The organism is Janthinobacterium agaricidamnosum NBRC 102515 = DSM 9628 (assembly GCF_000723165.1).
Classification (GTDB): Bacteria; Pseudomonadota; Gammaproteobacteria; order Burkholderiales; family Burkholderiaceae_D; genus Janthinobacterium; species Janthinobacterium agaricidamnosum.
Genome location: NZ_HG322949.1, coordinates 2,856,962 through 2,873,300, shown reverse-complemented (window position 1 = coordinate 2,873,300; position 16,339 = coordinate 2,856,962). Strand labels below are relative to the sequence as shown.

Below are 16,339 nucleotides of genomic sequence, written 5' to 3'. Positions count from 1 at the left end.
AATGATTCTCATTATATTCCCACGGTTAATCACTTTGTCTAGTAAATGAGAATAATTTGCATTATTATTCGTCGTCGCAGCCACAGCCTTGCGACATGCACCCGCACACCGATAGCCCCGCCCGGATTTCGCCATGACACCTATCACCATTCGCCGCTGGGCCTGGGTCCACAAGTGGAGCAGCCTGGTTTGCACCATCTTCATGCTGCTGCTGTGCCTGACCGGCTTGCCACTGATTTTTCATCACCAGATCGATGAATGGCTGGGCAATGAAATCGAGGCGCCGGAAATGGCGCGCGATACGCCGAAGGCCGATGTCGACCAGGTGATCGCGGCCGGCCGCGCGCTATATCCTAAGCTGGTGATGCAATACATGTCGCAGGAAATCGGCAATGACAAGATCTGGAACCTGACGCTGGGCAAGACGCCGCTCGATCCGGATTTCAAGTCGATCGCGGTCGATGCGCGCAGCGCCAGGCTGCTTGATGAACGCAAGTTCGAAGGCACGTTCATGTACATCATGTTGCGCCTGCATGTCGACCTGTTCGCCGGGTTATGGGGCATGCTGTTTCTCGGTTTGATGGGGCTGCTGCTGATTATTGCCATCATTTCCGGCGTGGTGCTGTATGCGCCGTTCATGCGCAAGCTCGACTTCGGCACCGTGCGGCGCGAGCGCACCAGCCGCGTCAAATGGCTGGACTTGCATAATCTGCTAGGCATCGTCACGCTGGTCTGGGCGCTGGTGGTCGGCGCGACCGGCATGATCAATACCTGGGCCGACCTGGTCTTGAAATACTGGCAGCATGACCAGTTGGCGGAAATGGTTGCCCCATATAAAAACCTGCCGCCGCCAACCACGCTGGGACCGATGCAAGCGGCGCTGGACGCCGCCCACAAGCTGGAACCGGACATGAATGTCGCCTTTATCGCGTGGCCGGGCACGGCGTTTTCCAGCCCGCATCATTACGGCGTGTTCATGCGCGGCCGCGAAGCATTGACTTCGCGCCTGTATAAACCGGTGCTGGTCGACGCCCGGACGTCGCTGGTGACCGACAGCCGCACCTTGCCGTGGTATTTGACGGGCTTGCTGATTTCGCAGCCGCTGCATTTTGGCGATTATGGCGGTCTCTGGATGCAAATCTGGTGGGCCTTGCTGGATATCGCGACCATCGTGGTGCTCGGCAGCGGCCTGTATCTGTGGCTGCGGCGCGGTGTCAAGGCAAACAACGAAACCAGGGGCGATGTCGCTGAGCCAGCCGCGGAGGCCGCATGAAAAGCCCGTTGCTGTCCCTGTGGGGCTGGCCTGTCGTGCTGGGTTTGTTGACGTGCATCGGCCTGATTTCCGCGCTGCTGGGCGACGATTGGTGGGATGCGCTGTCGGCGCTGACGCTGGGCGTGCCGGTAGCCATAGGCGCGTGGTACAGCCTGAAAGGTCGCAGCCGCTGATACTTCGCGATAGTTCCTGCTAACACCGAAAGTGGCGATACAATGAGCTATTGACGATAACCGTGATTGCAGGGAGTGGAATGAATCCAGAGTTGAGAGCCGGTGCCGCGCGCCGTTTTAAATCACTCAGCAGCCAGCTTGCGCTGGCGTTGGCGCTGCACGCTTCGGCCCATGCCGTGGCTGCCGGGCAAGCGCCGCCCGCCGCCGCGCCGGCGGCTGCGGCCGCACCTTCCGCGCCACTCCGCGATATTCTCGGACTGGCCCGCGAAGCGGCCGGCAATATCGATAAGAGCATGCGCAGCGAAACCGGCCAGCCGGCGTTGTCGGATGTCGCCCCCGATTTCAAGAACGACGGCAACGACAAATTCGACAAGGCCATCGAAGCCGCCCACGTCCAGCGCGGCGCGCCTCGGATCGAAAACTATGTGCTCAGCGATGGCCGCCCGGCCACCAAGGTGACTGGCGCCGGCGGCAGCTATTGCGTTGCGCAGCGTCTCAATTCCAGCGTCGCCGTCGATCCGTTCAAGGATGGCGCGGCCGGCGACGGTAACAAGACCCAGCGCGTGCCTTGCCCATGAAGCCTGAAATCCTGGTAGTGGCGGCCAGTCCGTCATCGTCCGTCATGGCGCAGCTGGAACAGCAATTCCACTGCCATCATCTGTGGCAAGTCGCGGCGGGCGGGCGCGACGCCTTCATCCGGCAGGTTGGCGCCGGCGTGCGCGGGGTCGTGACGACCGGCGCGCTCGGCTTGAATGCCCGCGATATCGGCCTGCTGCCGGCGCTGGAAATCATCGCTATCAACGGTATCGGTATCGATGGCGTGGCGCTGGACGTGACCCGCGCGCGCGGCATCGCCGTGACCACCACGCCGGACGTGCTGACCGACGACGTGGCCGACCTGGCGCTGACCTTGCTGCTGTCGGCCGCGCGCCGCCTGCCGGCGCTGGACCAGTATGTGCGCGACGGCTCCTGGGAACGGCGCGCCAGCTTGGCGCCGGCCTCCAGCCTGCGCGGCAAGCAGGCCGGCATCTTCGGTTTCGGCCGCATCGGCCAGGCCATCGCACGCCGCTTGACGGCCTTCGGCCTGGAATTAGCGTATTACCAGCCGCGCCCGATCGCCGGCGCCGAGGTGCCGCGCGCCGCGTCGCTGCTGGAACTGGCGCAACGCAGCGATTACCTGGTGGTATGTGCGCCGGGCGGCACGGATACCCGGCACGCCATCAATGCCGGGGTGCTGGCCGCGCTGGGACCGAAGGGCACGCTGGTCAATATCGCGCGCGGTTCGCTGGTCGATGAAGATGCCTTGATTGCCGCCTTGCAAACTGGCGCGCTGGGCGCCGCCGGACTCGATGTGTTCGCCGACGAGCCACGCGTGCCGGCCGCCTTGCGCGCCTTGCCGAACGTGGTGCTGACGCCGCATGTCGGCAGCCTGACCGAGGAAACCCGGCATGCGATGGGGCAACTGGTGGTCGATAATCTGACGGCGCATTTTGCCGGCCGGCCGCTGCTGACGCCGGTAAAATCATAAAACAAGCGCTATCACGCGGCCGGCATGCGCTTGATCTGGTTGATGAAGGCCAGCGCCGCCGGCGCCTTTTCATGGCGCCGGAACGCGGCGGCGATTTCCGAAGCAATTGGCGGGCCGGCGATTTCGCGGTAGCACACGCCCGGCAGGCGCACATGATCGACCACGGAAAACGGCACCACCGCGCAGCCGGCGCCCAGCGATACTTCGGTCAGCACCGCCAGCAGGCTGCCGGGCCGGTCGCTGATGCGCGCGGTAAATCCGCCGCGCTGGCTCACTTGCGCCGTGCCCAGTTCCTGTTCCGGCACGATGAACGCTTCCTGGCTGAGCCGGGCCGGCGCAATGTCGCCGAGTAAGGCCAGCGGACTGTCGTCGCGCAAGGCGACGACAAAACGGTCGCGCAGCAACACCACGCTGTCGATTCCTTCCGGATAGGCCATCGGCGGCCGCACAAAGGCCAGGTCGAGCCGGTGTTGGTCCAGCAACTCCGGCAACAATTCCATCGGGTACTCCTTGGAACGCAGTTCGATGCCCGGATGGCTGCGCCGGAACAGCGCGAATTGTTGCTGCAGCACGCCGGCATAGGCGGCCGACGCCACATAACCGAGTTCCAGCCGACCCAGTTCGCCGCGTCCGGCGCGCCGCGCCACTTCTTGCGCCAGTTCAAACTGTTGCAGCGCGCGCTGCGCCTCGATCTCGAATAACTGGCCGGCGGACGTCAGGGCCACCGAACGCTTGCTGCGGTTGAACAGCCGCGTGCCCAGTTGGTTCTCGGCTTCCTGGATTTGCTTGCTCAACGCCGGCGGCGACATGCCCAGTTCGGCCGCCGCACGGCTGAAATGCAGCAAGCGTGCCACTGCCAGGAAGCATCGAAAATGCCGCAATTCCATTCCACGCCCCCCCATCAGTATTAACCCAGGAGAAATTATAAGCTTGTTCAGTTATAACAGAAAATAACAATACGGCGCCTAGAATAAAGACTCCGACGATTAATCGAGATGTGATGATGAATTCCAAACAACGATGGACCTTGTACACCTGTTCCGGCGTGTGCGCGTTGATCATGCTGGACACCAATGTGGTGGCGGTCTCGCTGCCGTCGATCGCGCGCTCGCTGAACGCCAGTTTTGTCGATGTGGAATGGGTGGTCAGTGCCTATATGCTGGCGTTCGCGTCATTTTTACTACCGGCCGGCAGCATCGCCGACCAATTGGGCCGCAAGCGGGTGATGCTGGCCGGACTCGGCGTATTCGCGCTGGCGTCGCTGTTTTGCGGCCTGGCGTGGACCACGTTGGTGCTGAACCTGGCGCGCGCCGTCAAAGGCATCGGCGCCGCCTTGCTGCTGACGTCGGCGCTGGCGGTGATCGGCAACACCTTTCACGATGAAAAAGAACGTTTGCACGCGTGGTCGGTGTGGGGCGCCTGCATGGGCGCGGCGATGACGGTCGCGCCCTTGCTGGGCGGCTTGATCACCAGCGCCATCAACTGGCGCTGGATTTTCTACCTGAACTTGCCGGTGGTCGCCGTGCTGATCCACCTGGTTCGGCGGCATGTGACGGAATCGAAGGATGACAACGGCGCCAGCTTCGATCCGCTGGGCGCCGGCCTGTTCAGCGGCGGACTGTTTTGCATCATCTGGGGCTTGATCGACGGCAGCGTGGCCGGCTGGCACAGCGCCACCACCATGCTGCGCTTCGGTGCCGGCGCGCTGTTGCTGTGCATATTCATCGTGGCCGAGCTGATGCAGCGCGCGGCCATGATCGATTTACACCTGTTCCGCCATCCACGCTTTGTCGGCGCCGTGATCGGCATGTTCGGTTACGCCATCTCGGCGCAAGTGCTGATGACCTTCTTGCCGCTGTATTTGCAGAATGCGTTTCTGTATTCCGCCGTCGCGGCCGGCTGCGCCATGTTGCCGTTCGCGCTGGCGATGGTGGTGTTTTCGCGGCTCAGCCCGTTCGCCGGACGCTGGCTGGGCGACCGCGGCATGCTGACGCTGGGCTTGCTGATCGTGGCGGCCGGCAATGTCGCCACCGGGCTGGCGGCCACGCTGCTGTCGTACTGGATGGTGGCGGTGGGCATGACGGTGACCGGCGCCGGCGCCGGATTATTGAACGGCACTACCCAAAAGGCGATCCTCGGCTGCATTCCGCCGGAACGCAGCGGCATGGGTTCCGGCATCAGCACCACCACCCGTTTTGTCGGCATCGTGCTGGCGGTCGGCGGCCTGGGCGGCGTGCTGGCGACGCATACGTCGCAAGCGTTCGAGCGGCTGGTCGCAGGGCAGGGCATCGTATCGTCGTCCGAACTGATCGGCCGCATCGTGGCCGGCAATGCGGCCCAGGCTTTCGACTATTTACCGGTCGCATTGCAGCCGGTGGCGCGCGCGGCGGCGAAAAGCGCATTCATCGACGGCTTCGCCAGCGTGCTGTACCTGGCCGGCGTATTGGCGCTGTGCGCCGCCGTGCTGGTGTTTGCACTGGCCGGCCAAAAAACGGCGCATGGCAATCCTGGCGCCGCTGTGGCGAAATAAGCGACGATCCCGCGTTGTAATATGATAAATTCTGCGAGGAAATAACGAGTCAATACATCAACGGTATCAAAAGGGGCGGACGGTGCGGCGGACACGAATTATTGTCATTGCGACGTTGTTGGCGGCGGTCGGCGTGGCCGCGCCGTTGTCGGCGGCGTTTTACCTGTCGTCGCTGCGCGCCGGGCATGCCGAGGAAAAACGCCTGGCCTTGTATGCGGAACAGGCATTGGGCCGCGCCAGGCAGTCGTTCCAGATCGCCGGCGACGCCTTGCGCTAATTCGAGCAGCTCGACAGCGCGCCGTGTTCCGACGCGCATATCCGGAAAATGCGCGTGACGACGGTCACCACGCGCAGTGTCGAAGACATCGGCTATTTTGAAAATGGCTTGCTGAAATGTACTTCAAGCGGTATCGAAGCGGAGCGCATCAGCCTGACGCCGGCGGACTTCATGCTGGCCAACGGCATCGGCGTCAGCCTGCATATGGCGCCCCATGTCAGCGACGGTAAAACCATGGTCGGCCTGTTTTATCGATCGCACAAGGCGCTGATCGATCCGGTGCGGTTTGCCGACGTGATCCTGGACCAGGATATCGAGCTGGCGGTCGCGCTGGACGATGGCCGGGTGCTGGGCACCATGCACGATCCCGATCCGGCGCTGGTCAAACGCCTGTTGGCTGGCGGCGACAGTCCCGACAGCCTGCATGCGCTGCGGCGCGACGCCGGCCTGAGCGCGCTGGCGATCGAACCGCGCAGCAAGATCGCGGCGCGCCTGCGCAGCGAGCACATCATGCTGCTGCCGCTGGGCGCGCTGATGGCGGCCTTCCTGGTCGGCGTGGTGGTGTGGCTGTCGCGGCGGCGCCTGTCGCCGCTGGCGGAATTGCAAATTGCTGTCGAGCAGCGCGAATTCGTCGTGCATTACCAGCCCATCGTCGCCTTGAAAACCGGCGTGTGCATCGGCGCCGAGGCGCTGGTGCGCTGGCGGCGGCCGGATGGCGCCATGGTGCGGCCGGACCTGTTCATTCCGCTGGCAGAAGATAGCGGCCTGATCTTGCCGATCACCGACCAGGTGGTCGCCGCCGTGATACATGAATTGAAGGACATGCTGCTGGCCGACCGGAATGTGCACATCGCCGTCAACCTGTGCGCCAGCGATATCGAAAGCGGGCGCATCTTGCCGGTGCTGCAACGGGAGCTGGCCGGCACCGGCATCGAGACGCAGCAAATCTGGCTGGAAGCGACCGAACGGGGCTTTTTGCGGGCCGATGCGGCGCGGGCCACGCTGCAGCGCGCGCGGGATCTGGGCCATGCGGTCGCGATCGACGATTTCGGCACCGGTTATTCCAGCCTGTCGAATTTGCAAAGCCTGCCGCTCGATGCGCTCAAAATCGACAAATCGTTTGTCGACACCGTCGGCACCGACGCGGCCACCAGCAGCGTGACGCCGCATATCATCGATATCGCCAAGACGCTGGGCTTGCAAATTGTCGCCGAAGGGATAGAAACCCAGGCCCAGGCCGATTACCTGCTGGCGCGCGGCGTCGAATTCGGCCAGGGCTGGTTATACGCCAAGGCGCTGCCGGCGGACCAATTCCTGTTGTTTTATCAAAACAACAGTCAATCGTAATCCCTCTTCAGCGCGCCGATGCGGCCAAGGGAATCATGTCGATAGCCGCGCACGATTGAAGACATTTCAGACAAGTTCTTGGGAAAATGATATCTTTACATTTGGCAATTGTTTAAATTAAATCATCATGAGTTCGTTCCCGACATTATCGACCCTGGCCCAGGATCGCCAACACAAGCGCATCTTGCGTTTGTCGTTTCCCCACAATGACGGACCTTCGGCGCTGTTGCTGGCCAACCGGCTTGAAGCAGACGAAAGTTTGTCGCGCGATTTCGAGTTCACGGTGGAAGTGTTGAGCGATAACGCCGAAATCGCCTTAAAAGATGTGCAGGGCAAGATGGTCACCATCGAATTGGTGCGCGGCGATGGCAGATTGCGCTATTTTAATGGCTATGTGTTTGCATTCCGCCTCGATAAAACCGATGGCGCGCTGGTGTTTTATACGATGACCCTGAAGCCGTGGCTGGCATACCTGACATTACGCAAGAATAATTATCTGTTCCACGGCCGTACGCTGTTCCAGCAAGCCGAAAAGATCTTTGCCGACTATGGCACGCATGCCGACTGGGATAGCCGGGTCGGCGGCCCCGATCCGGCGATGACGATGGCGTGCCAGTTCGATGAAGACGACCACAATTATCTGCACCGGCGCTGGGAAGCGGCCGGCTGGTTTTATTGGTATGAACACCGCGCCGACGGCCATCAATTGATCATTTCCGACGATTCGGTGCACGCCGCGCCGGTCGATGGCGCCGCTCCCGGCATCGCTTACCAGCGTCACGCCGGCTCCAAAAGCGAGGACGGCATCGGCGACTGGGCCGCGACGCGCGGCATCGTCGCGGGGCAGGCCGCCTTGTCGAGTTTTAATTTCAAGCAGCCGGTGCCGGGCCATGTCCATGTGCCGACGCTGAACCGGCAGGGCGAGGTGCTCGATATCGAGTCGTATGAATATGCCGGCGCCTACGGCTACGGCACGCTGAAGGGCGGCGAAGCGCTGGCCCGCTTGCGGATGGAAGAAATCGAAACCCGCGGCAAGCAATTCGATGCCGGCGGCAACAACCGTTTTGTGATGCCGGGCCGCTGGTTCGCGCTGACCGGCCATTTCAGCTTTGGCAGCGACGACGGCAAGAATGAATTCCTGGTGGTATCGGTACGCCACCGGGCCAGTAATAATTATTTGCAAAACGCGCTGGAACCGTCCGACTACAGCAACCGCCTGACGTGCGTGCGCAAGAGCGTGGCGTGGCGTCCGGGGCGCGGTTTTAACAGCATCGACAGCAAGATCCACGGCCCGCAAACGGCGATCGTCACCGGCCCGGCCGACCAGGAAATCCATACCGACGAATACGGCAGGGTGCGCGTGCGTTTCCACTGGGACCGCAACGAAGGCCATGGCGACCAAGGGTCGGCGTGGGTGCGGGTCGCGTCGAGCTGGGCCGGCGGCAATTTCGGCGCCGTGTCGCTGCCGCGCGTCGGCCAGGAAGTGCTGGTGCAATGGCTCGATTCGAATCCCGACCGGCCCATCATCACCGGCCGTGTGTTTAATAGCGACAATATGGCGCCGTGGGAATTGCCGACCCAGCAAGCGCTGTCGGGCATCCGCAGCAGTGAATTACGCGGCGGTGGCCATAATGGCGGGCGCAACAACCATTTATTGATGGACGATACGGCCGGGCAAATCCAGGCCGTGCTGTCGTCCGACCATTACCGTAGCCAGTTGAGCCTGGGCTACCTGACCCGCGTGCGCGGCACCGCCGGCCGCGACGACCATCGCGGTGAAGGCTATGAATTGCGCACCGATGGCTGGGGCGCCTTGCGCGCCGCCAAGGGCATCTTGCTGACCGCGTGGGGCCAGGCGGTGCAGGACAGCGGCACCACCCAGCAAGACAATACCGAAGGCGCCGACACCTTGCGCGCGGTGCTCGACAGCGCCGAAAACCGCAGCAAGGCGGCGGCGATGGCCAGCGAGCAGCGCGGCGATAAAAAACATGGCCACCGCGGCCTGGACACCCAGAAACCGCTGAACGACGCCGGCTGGTCGCTGGCGCAGCCTATCGTGTTTATTACCGCGCCCGACGGCGTGGCCACCAGCACGCCGAAAAGCATCGTGCAGGCGGCCGGCCAGGACCTCGGCAGCTATGCCGCCGGCAACCTGGACATGACGGCCGGCGAGGTGATGTCGTTCAGCGCGGCCAAGGGCTTGCAGCAGCACGTCGAGCGCGGCGGCATGTCGACCGCGCTGAGCCATGGCGATTATTTTCTCCATGTGCAGGACGGCAAGACTGAAGTCGTGTCGAAAAAAGGCATCATGCTGGAAGCGAAAAGCGGCGATATCGTGCTCAAGACCAGGGGCGGCAGCATCGTGCTGACCGAAAGCGGCGAGATCCTGATCAAGGGCGCCAAGGAAGCCCATGATATCGCCGGCAAGATCGAACTGGGCGCGGCCCAGGTGGTCAACGCCGGTTCGGTCGGCGCGCCGCCGGAAAGCAGTTTCTGGGGCCAGATGAATATCGGCAAGTTCAGCCAGCAAATGGTGTTTGCCGATGTGCTGCACCAGGTCGCCGGCAAGGCCGCCGGTTATGCATACAAGATCTTGACCAAGGATGGCGCGGTGCTCAAGACCGGCACGCTGGACGAGGAGGGCAAGACCGAGCGGGTATTCACCGAGGACATGGAAGAATTGCATGTCGAAATCGATGTGAACCAGGGCAAGTGGCAAATCCTGGAAGATATCCGCCACGAAATCGATGAACTGACCGATGACACCGTCGATACCTTCTCGGCGGTCGGCGTGGATGTGCTGGCCGAGCAGGCCAAGTTGCCGCCCGACGTGGTCAAGGGCTTGTTCATGGACGATGGCAAGGTCGACCCGACGTCGACCGCGATGCTGCTGTTGCAAGCGAAGCTGAAACTGCCGCTCGATACCATCATCGGCATCCTCAAGAAACCAGGCCGTATCAAGCCGCTGGAAATACTGGGCGACATGGCCGAGCGCACCGCCACCCAGATGGTCGAGGAGCGCATCAACGACACCAGCGCCAAGCTGGTGGCGTTGCTGGATGGCGTATGGAATGGCGGCGATATCCCGGGCGGCGTCGAAAAACTGTTTGAAAAAGCCAATACGCTGCGGCGCCAGGCGATGAACCGCCGCGAACCGACCGAGCACATGACCGATCTCGATTTTGGCCAGGAGTTTGCGGTCTTGTCCGAGATGGACACGCACCCGGTCGATTTTGATGTGCTGCCATCCGATCACCGCAGCGAACTGGCGTAGTGTCAGATTACGTATTTTTTTAGAAAATTCCCTGTTTAGAAAATTCCCTGTCATGAAAAAAAATTACCTCGCTGCCGCCGCCGTCCTGTCGGCCCTGCTGTCCACCCAGGCTTGCGCCGAAAAGCCGGCGCCTGCGCTGCAAAGCAAGAGCGCCGTGCTGCAATGCCTGGACCGCAAGATCGAATTGCAGGCCGATTGCCTGCCGAGCAAGAATCCGCTGGCCAGCACCTGTACCCGCCAAAGCCTGACCTTCAAGGATGGCGCCGACCGCCAGCTGGGCGAGCGTATCTTCAGGCCGGCGCCTCAACAGGCCACGCCGGCGATCGAGGAAAAAGTCAGCGAACTGGTGTGCGCGGAAACGCCGCGCGGCGATAAATACATCGTCGCCCGCATGGATAACGGCGGCAATTGCGACAACTGCGAATGGCTCGAAGTGTTTGGCTGGGATGGCGCGCCGGTCGGCAGCGACCGCGATAAAAAGAACAGGAACAAGGCGGTGGCGGAAGCCTCGAACGCCGCTTTTAATGACGCCACCAAGAAAGTGATCCAGAAAAAGGACCTGGGTAGATTCTATCAAGGAAGCACGAAATAATGGCAATCGACTACAACGTCTTTTATACGCGTGAAAAAGGGAAGGCGTACAAGGACGAGCAAATTGAAACGTATTCCAATTACCGCAAGCCGATCGATCACAGTCCCGGCCGGCTGGCGGGCAATTCCCGGATCTGGGGCGACATCGCCATCGAACGGCAGCGCAAGATCATCGATGCGGTGGTGGTCGCCGCGCGCGGCGCCGGCTTTAATACCCGGCGCCTGGCCTTGCTGCTGGCGATGGTCAAGATCGAGTCGGGCTTCAACCTGGATGCGGCGGCCGGCACTACCTCGGCCAGCAGTCTCGGGCAATTCATCAAGAGGACCGGCGCGGCGTTCGGCTTGAACGACGACAACCGCTTTGACCTGGCGGCGAATGTATCGGCGCTGGTCGAGTACTATATCTATAACGAGGATATCGTCAAGGATCGCGGCAAGTCCGATATCTGGGTCTATAAATACCACCATGACGGACCGACTTCCGATTACGGCGGCGAAAAGCTGGCGGTGAATAAATTCGCGCCGCTGGCCAACCGTTATCAGGAAGCGCTGAGCGTCGGCCATGCGCTGAGCATCGTCGATCCCAGCGGCGCGCCGATCAAGGATGCGCACATCAAGCTGACGCAAAATGGCAAGACGGCGATGCTGAAAACCGATGAAAACGGTTTTTTGCCCAAGTTTTGCGCCAATCCGGAACTGGGCAAGCTGAATGTCTATATTCAGAAGGCGTCGGAAGAATTCAAGCAGATCGGCGAAATCGCATTGTCCAAGTTCGAGTCGGCATGGACCATCGTCGCGCCTAAGCAAAGAAGCACCGTCAAGACCCATGTGCATGAAGCGCACGCGGGCGCCGCGCCGGGCGATGGCCAGAGCCACAAGGTCAAGAAGGGCGAAACGCTGTCCGGCATCGCGCGCGGAGCCGGTTGCACTTATCTGCAGATCGCCAAGCTGAACAATATTGCGGCGCCGTATTTGCTGCATCCCGGCCAAATCTTGAAAATGCCGGATGCGAAGAAGAAGCCGCCGGCGGCCAAGCCTGCTGCGGCACCGGCCAAGCCTGCTTCGGCGCCAGCGCAGCCGCCCGCGCCGGCGTCCAGAACGGCTGCGCCTGCCGCGACCAAGCCCGCAGCCAGTGCACCGGAGCCGAAGAAAGAGCCTGCCAAGCCGGCGCTGGCCGCCAGCGCGCCGGTCGTGACCGAAAAGCGCAGTGCCCAAACCAGCCATCCGGAAGCGCAAGTGACAAAGGTGGCGCTGTCGCATAAAAACGAGGCGGCGATCGCCTATGCCTTGAAGCATAAAAAAGCGAGTTCCATCGGATATTGTTTGCGGCATGTAAAAAACGCGCTGTGGAAGAGCGGTTTTTACAAGGATTATCCTGGCTGCCAATATGCGAAAGACTTTGGTCCGTTCTTGAAGAAAGCCGGATTTGCCAACTTGCTGGAAACCAGGCCGGGCACCGATTTGAATAGCGCTCCGCTGGGGGCGATCGTTATTTATTGGCCTGTCGAATCGCAGACGTATACGAATGCCAAAAGCAAGAAAACCGAGGTGATCGCCGGGCATATCGAAATAAAATGCACAGAGGGTTATGTCAGCGATTTTCTGGCCAAGCGGCCGACATACTCGATGAACCCTAAAACGCTGGTGTCGCCAAAATCATCCAAATATGGCGTGACATTCAAGGTCACCGGCATTTGGTACAAGGATGAATGATGAATAAATTAGCAGTAATCGGCATTGCTTGCGCGCTGTCGCTGATCGGCGTGGTGCCGGCCCATGCCGCCGGCAAGCCGGCGCCGCTGTTGCAATGCCCGGTCGCCTATCCGGTGCCGGACGATGTGGCGTATGAAAAGACGATGCTGGTGTTCGATGCGATCAACCAGGAGTTCGGCGCCATTTTCGGCGCCGATTACGAACGCCTGGACGATGCCAAGGTGATCGCGCGGATCGGCAAGACGCGCATCGCGCCGGAAGCGATGACGCGGGTGGCGTCCTTATCCGGTTGCGCGGCCTTGATCGATATCACGTCTTCATGTTCGCAATATTTTTCTCCGGAAATCGGCGGTCCGCTGTTTTTTCTGATGGAAATGAAAAAGACCGCGCCGCTGCGCGTGCAATACGACGCGGCGATCAGCGCCTTGCCCGACCCGCATCAAAAGGCGGCGGCGCTGCAGTGCATCAAGCTGGTGGCGCAGAAATAAGCAGCGACAGCGAAAGGAAATCCAGCATGAGCCAGCCTGTAATCCGTGTCGGCGACAAAACTTCGCATGGCGGCGAAGTGTTGTCCGGCAGCGCAGCATTCTTGATCGACGGCAAGCCGGTAGCGCGTGTCGGCGACAAGGTCAGCTGTCCGCTGCACCCGACCGAAACCGTCATCAATAGCGGCAGTTCCGCCTATCTGACCGATGGTCAGCCGACCGCGCGCCATGGCGACAGCACCGCCTGCGGCGCCACGCTGATCGGCAGCCAGTCGGTCTACCTGATCAAGTAGCTTCCGGCGGCGGCGCTTGCCCGACCTGGACCAGCAGCGCCGCGTTGTGCCGTATCAGCCCTGATTGTTCTTGCAGCAGTTGCTGTTCGCGCCGGCTTGCCGCCGCCAGGCTGGCGGCCAGCATCTCCAGCTGTTTTTCTTGCGCGGCGCACGCCATGCGCGATACCGTCAGCGCTTCCTGGGCGGTATCGAGCTTGCCGGCCAGTACTTGACCGTTATCCAGCGCCTGCCGGAGCTGGAAGGCCAAGCGATCCCGCTCCGGCCGCAACGCCGCCAATTCATCGTGGACCAGCGCGGCCGCCGCGAGCAAGCGCGCCTGTTCCTCCTGTAACTGGCCGATTTGCACGCTTTGCTGTGCCAATGCCGCTTGCTGGCCGGCCAGGCGCTGCTGCAAGACGTTATTGTCTTGCTCCAGCCGGTCTTGCCGCTGTTCCGCCGCCTGGCGTTCTTCGATTCGTTGTGTCGCTGCCGCTTCCTGGTAGTGCTCGAATTGCACCCGTACCTGGGCCAGTTGCCGGTTCAGCGCGCCAATCTCGTCTGCGCGGTCGGCCAGCCGCTGGTGCAAGCCGACGTTATCGCTATGCAAGGTCGCCAGCGTGACGGCGCGGTGATGGTGCTCTTCCTTCAGTTGTTCCAGCGCGGCCTGGGTCGCGCCCAGTTCGGCCGACAGCGCTGCCTTGACGCCCGTCAGCTGTTTCAGCTCGGTTTCCGCTTTTTTGACTTGTTCACTTGCCGCCAGCAGCGTTACGCGCTGTTCTTCGCGGGCTGTTTCCAACTGCCTGGCAACGTCTTGCTGCATTTTCTGGTACAGGCTGGTGAGCGCCTCGACCAGTGCCGCCGGCAAGCCATGTTCCGTTTCCGGCGGGGTTTCCTGGTGTTCTTCCTTCCAGCGCTTGAGCAGCGGAGCGATGGTGCTTTTGCTGCCGGTGCCGCCCAGCGCCGCGCGCACATTGTCGACGGTGGGATTCCTGCCATCGGCCAGCACCAGCGCGGCGGCTTTGATGACATGCGAGTACAGGATGCCGGAGCGGGCCATGATTTATCCTTCAGTGTAATTTCGTAACGTAATACATGATACGTAATACACGATAATATTACGATATAAATTTTGATTTATTTTGAAAATAATGACTCATGATAAGATTGATTATCGTGAGCCATGCGCCGCTTTTCCGTGGTATCGTGGCGGTTTTCCAGTACAGCAGCCCGTTTTGGGCGATTTCGCCATGCCAGATAAGCCGATCCAGCCCATCCCCGGCACCCAGCGGCAGCTGGGACCTGCCGTTTCCAGTACACTCAGCCCGGAATTGGCGCAACGCCAGCGCGCTTTTCTGGCCGCCGCCACGTCGGACAACACGCGCCGCGCCTACCGCTCGGCGATCCACCATTTCCAGCAGTGGGGCGGCGTGTTGCCGGCCACCGAGGCGACGGTAATCCGGTATTTGCTGGCCTATGCGCAGGAGCTGAATCCGCGCACGCTGGCCTTGCGCCTGACCGCCTTGTCGCAATGGCATAGCTATCAGGGATTTCGCGATCCGGCGTCCACGCCGACGGTGCGCAAAACGATGTCCGGCATTCAGCGCCTGCACGGCAAGCCGAAAAAGAAGGCCAAGGCCTTGCCGTTGGAAGATATGCAGCGCATCGCCGCCCATCTGGCCAGCCTGGATACGCTGAAAGCGCGGCGCGACAATGCGCTGCTGCAACTGGGATTTTTCGGCGCGTACCGGCGCAGCGAGCTGTCCACGCTGGAAGTGGCCCATATCGCGTGGCAAGCGGAAGGCATCGTCATTACGCTGCCACGCTCGAAAACCGATCAGCTGGGCGAGGGCGTGGTCAAGGCAATACCCTATGGCGACGGCGCGTGCTGCCCGGCGACCGCCTTGCGCACCTGGCTGGAGGCGGCCGGGATTCAATCCGGGCCGCTGTTCCGTACCATCAGCAAATGGGGCGCGGTCGGCGCCAGGGCGCTACATGCGGGCAGCATCAACACAGTGCTGGAGGATAGCGCCAAGCAGGCCGGGCTCGATTATGTGCCGGACTTATCCAGCCACAGCTTGCGGCGCGGCATGGCCACCAGCGCGCACCGCGCCGGCGCCGATTTCCTGTCCATCAAGCGCCAGGGCGGCTGGCGCCATGACGGCACGGTGCATGGCTATATCGAGGAAGCGGGACGTTTCGACGACAATGCGGCCGGCAGCCTGCTGCGGCCCAAGCGGCCCGGATGAGCGTTTTTTGACGAGATTGCCTGAAGCACCTACACTGCGTCTTCGACCCACTGTTTTCGACCCACTGTTAACGTTTCATTATGACGAGCCAGCAACACATGAAGTCCCCGGTCGCCACTTTTGCGTGGTGCAACGATGCCGCCTTAGAAGAGCTACTCAGCCAGATGTATCTCGACAACGTCAGCGCTGACTATATTTCCCATTCCGAATTGCAAGGCCCGCGCGCTGATGCGCCGGGCCGCTGGCGTAGCGACCTGGCCGACACGATCCGCGCCGAAGTGCGCGCCGCCTTGTCGCCGGACGAGCCGCACGCCTTGCTGGCCACCGCCACGGTCGATAACAATATAGTCGGCCTGGCGATGGTGTCGCTCGATACGCGCCGCAAGGCGTCGCGGGCGTTTGCCGCGCTGGACGATATCGTGTTGCTGCCGCAATTGCGCGGCGGCGGCACCGGCGGCCAGCTGGTCGAATGGATCGCCGGGCAATTACGCGAACGCGGCATCGCCCGGTTGTTCCTGGAATGCGGCATCAACAACCTGCCGGCCCAGGGCTTCTTTAAAAGCAAGGGTTTTCAGCCGGTGTCGGTGGTGATGCTGCGCGAATTAAGCGATCCCGCATAAGCTTGCTTGC

General features: G+C 61.7%; 16 protein-coding genes and 1 pseudogene. 15 read left to right on the top strand and 2 right to left on the bottom strand.

The window, feature by feature from the left end:
- Window positions 1-133: 133 nt before the first annotated feature.
- The 4 genes from GJA_RS12155 (at window position 134) to GJA_RS12140 (ending at window position 2,974) form a co-directional block, all read left to right on the top strand.
- The gene (locus tag GJA_RS12155; RefSeq protein ID WP_051780735.1) at window positions 134-1,273 is read left to right on the top strand and encodes a PepSY-associated TM helix domain-containing protein; all 1,140 of its coding nucleotides are present in this window, start codon (window positions 134-136) and stop codon (window positions 1,271-1,273) included.
- Entirely contained in the window at window positions 1,270-1,446 is a 177-nt protein-coding gene (locus tag GJA_RS27795; protein ID WP_038492532.1) for a hypothetical protein, read from the top strand. The genes GJA_RS12155 and GJA_RS27795 overlap by 4 nt, the downstream gene beginning before the upstream one ends.
- A gap of 80 nt (window positions 1,447-1,526) precedes the next feature.
- Window positions 1,527-2,024 carry a hypothetical protein gene (locus GJA_RS12145; RefSeq protein ID WP_144241507.1) on the top strand — a complete coding sequence of 166 codons (498 nt, stop codon included), beginning with the start codon at window positions 1,527-1,529 and terminating at the stop codon, window positions 2,022-2,024.
- Window positions 2,021-2,974: a 2-hydroxyacid dehydrogenase gene (locus tag GJA_RS12140; protein WP_038492526.1), complete on the top strand. Its 954-nt coding sequence runs from the start codon at window positions 2,021-2,023 to the stop codon at window positions 2,972-2,974. The genes GJA_RS12145 and GJA_RS12140 overlap by 4 nt, the downstream gene beginning before the upstream one ends.
- Window positions 2,975-2,985: 11 nt before the next feature.
- Here the strand turns inward: GJA_RS12140 and GJA_RS12135 are convergent, their stop codons facing one another.
- Window positions 2,986-3,861 (bottom strand): LysR family transcriptional regulator, encoded by an 876-nt coding sequence (locus GJA_RS12135; RefSeq protein ID WP_038492523.1) that lies wholly within the window; start codon window positions 3,859-3,861, stop codon window positions 2,986-2,988.
- A 113-nt stretch (window positions 3,862-3,974) separates the two neighbouring features.
- Here GJA_RS12135 and GJA_RS12130 point away from each other — a divergent pair, with 113 nt between their 5' ends.
- The 9 genes and pseudogenes from GJA_RS12130 to GJA_RS12100 all read left to right on the top strand — a co-directional run bounded on the left by GJA_RS12130 (window position 3,975) and on the right by GJA_RS12100 (window position 13,484).
- Window positions 3,975-5,504 carry an MFS transporter gene (locus GJA_RS12130; protein WP_051780731.1) on the top strand — a complete coding sequence of 510 codons (1,530 nt, stop codon included), beginning with the start codon at window positions 3,975-3,977 and terminating at the stop codon, window positions 5,502-5,504.
- Between the two features lie 118 nt (window positions 5,505-5,622).
- On the top strand, window positions 5,623-5,781 hold the full coding sequence (locus GJA_RS28305) for a hypothetical protein (protein WP_242404525.1): 159 nt from the start codon (window positions 5,623-5,625) through the stop codon (window positions 5,779-5,781).
- Between the two features lie 18 nt (window positions 5,782-5,799).
- Window positions 5,800-6,138 (top strand): annotated as a pseudogene (locus tag GJA_RS28515) (CSS-motif domain-containing protein); the annotation flags it as partial.
- Entirely contained in the window at window positions 6,139-7,128 is a 990-nt protein-coding gene (locus GJA_RS28510; RefSeq protein ID WP_422567934.1) for an EAL domain-containing protein, read from the top strand.
- 127 nt (window positions 7,129-7,255) lie between these two features.
- Window positions 7,256-10,402: a type VI secretion system Vgr family protein gene (locus GJA_RS12120; protein ID WP_051780730.1), complete on the top strand. Its 3,147-nt coding sequence runs from the start codon at window positions 7,256-7,258 to the stop codon at window positions 10,400-10,402.
- Between the two features lie 52 nt (window positions 10,403-10,454).
- Window positions 10,455-10,994 (top strand): hypothetical protein, encoded by a 540-nt coding sequence (locus GJA_RS12115; RefSeq protein ID WP_038492520.1) that lies wholly within the window; start codon window positions 10,455-10,457, stop codon window positions 10,992-10,994.
- A complete protein-coding gene (locus GJA_RS12110) occupies window positions 10,994-12,706 on the top strand; it encodes a LysM peptidoglycan-binding domain-containing protein (protein ID WP_038492518.1) in 1,713 nt (570 codons plus the stop codon). The genes GJA_RS12115 and GJA_RS12110 overlap by 1 nt, the downstream gene beginning before the upstream one ends.
- Window positions 12,706-13,194: a hypothetical protein gene (locus GJA_RS12105; protein ID WP_038492515.1), complete on the top strand. Its 489-nt coding sequence runs from the start codon at window positions 12,706-12,708 to the stop codon at window positions 13,192-13,194. Before GJA_RS12110 ends, GJA_RS12105 begins: the two co-directional genes overlap by 1 nt.
- Before the next feature lie 26 nt (window positions 13,195-13,220).
- Window positions 13,221-13,484, top strand: coding sequence for a PAAR domain-containing protein (locus GJA_RS12100; protein WP_038492513.1), 264 nt, complete (start codon window positions 13,221-13,223; stop codon window positions 13,482-13,484).
- Here the strand turns inward: GJA_RS12100 and GJA_RS12095 are convergent.
- Window positions 13,477-14,520: a DNA-binding protein gene (locus GJA_RS12095; protein ID WP_051780729.1), complete on the bottom strand. Its 1,044-nt coding sequence runs from the start codon at window positions 14,518-14,520 to the stop codon at window positions 13,477-13,479. The genes GJA_RS12100 and GJA_RS12095 overlap by 8 nt on opposite strands.
- A 190-nt stretch (window positions 14,521-14,710) precedes the next feature.
- On the opposite strand from GJA_RS12095, the gene GJA_RS12090 reads away from it, so the two are divergent.
- Window positions 14,711-15,709, top strand: coding sequence for a site-specific integrase (locus tag GJA_RS12090; RefSeq protein WP_051781415.1), 999 nt, complete (start codon window positions 14,711-14,713; stop codon window positions 15,707-15,709).
- 98 nt (window positions 15,710-15,807) lie between these two features.
- The gene (locus tag GJA_RS26180) at window positions 15,808-16,329 is read left to right on the top strand and encodes a GNAT family N-acetyltransferase (protein WP_051780726.1); all 522 of its coding nucleotides are present in this window, start codon (window positions 15,808-15,810) and stop codon (window positions 16,327-16,329) included.
- Window positions 16,330-16,339 lie beyond the last annotated feature (10 nt).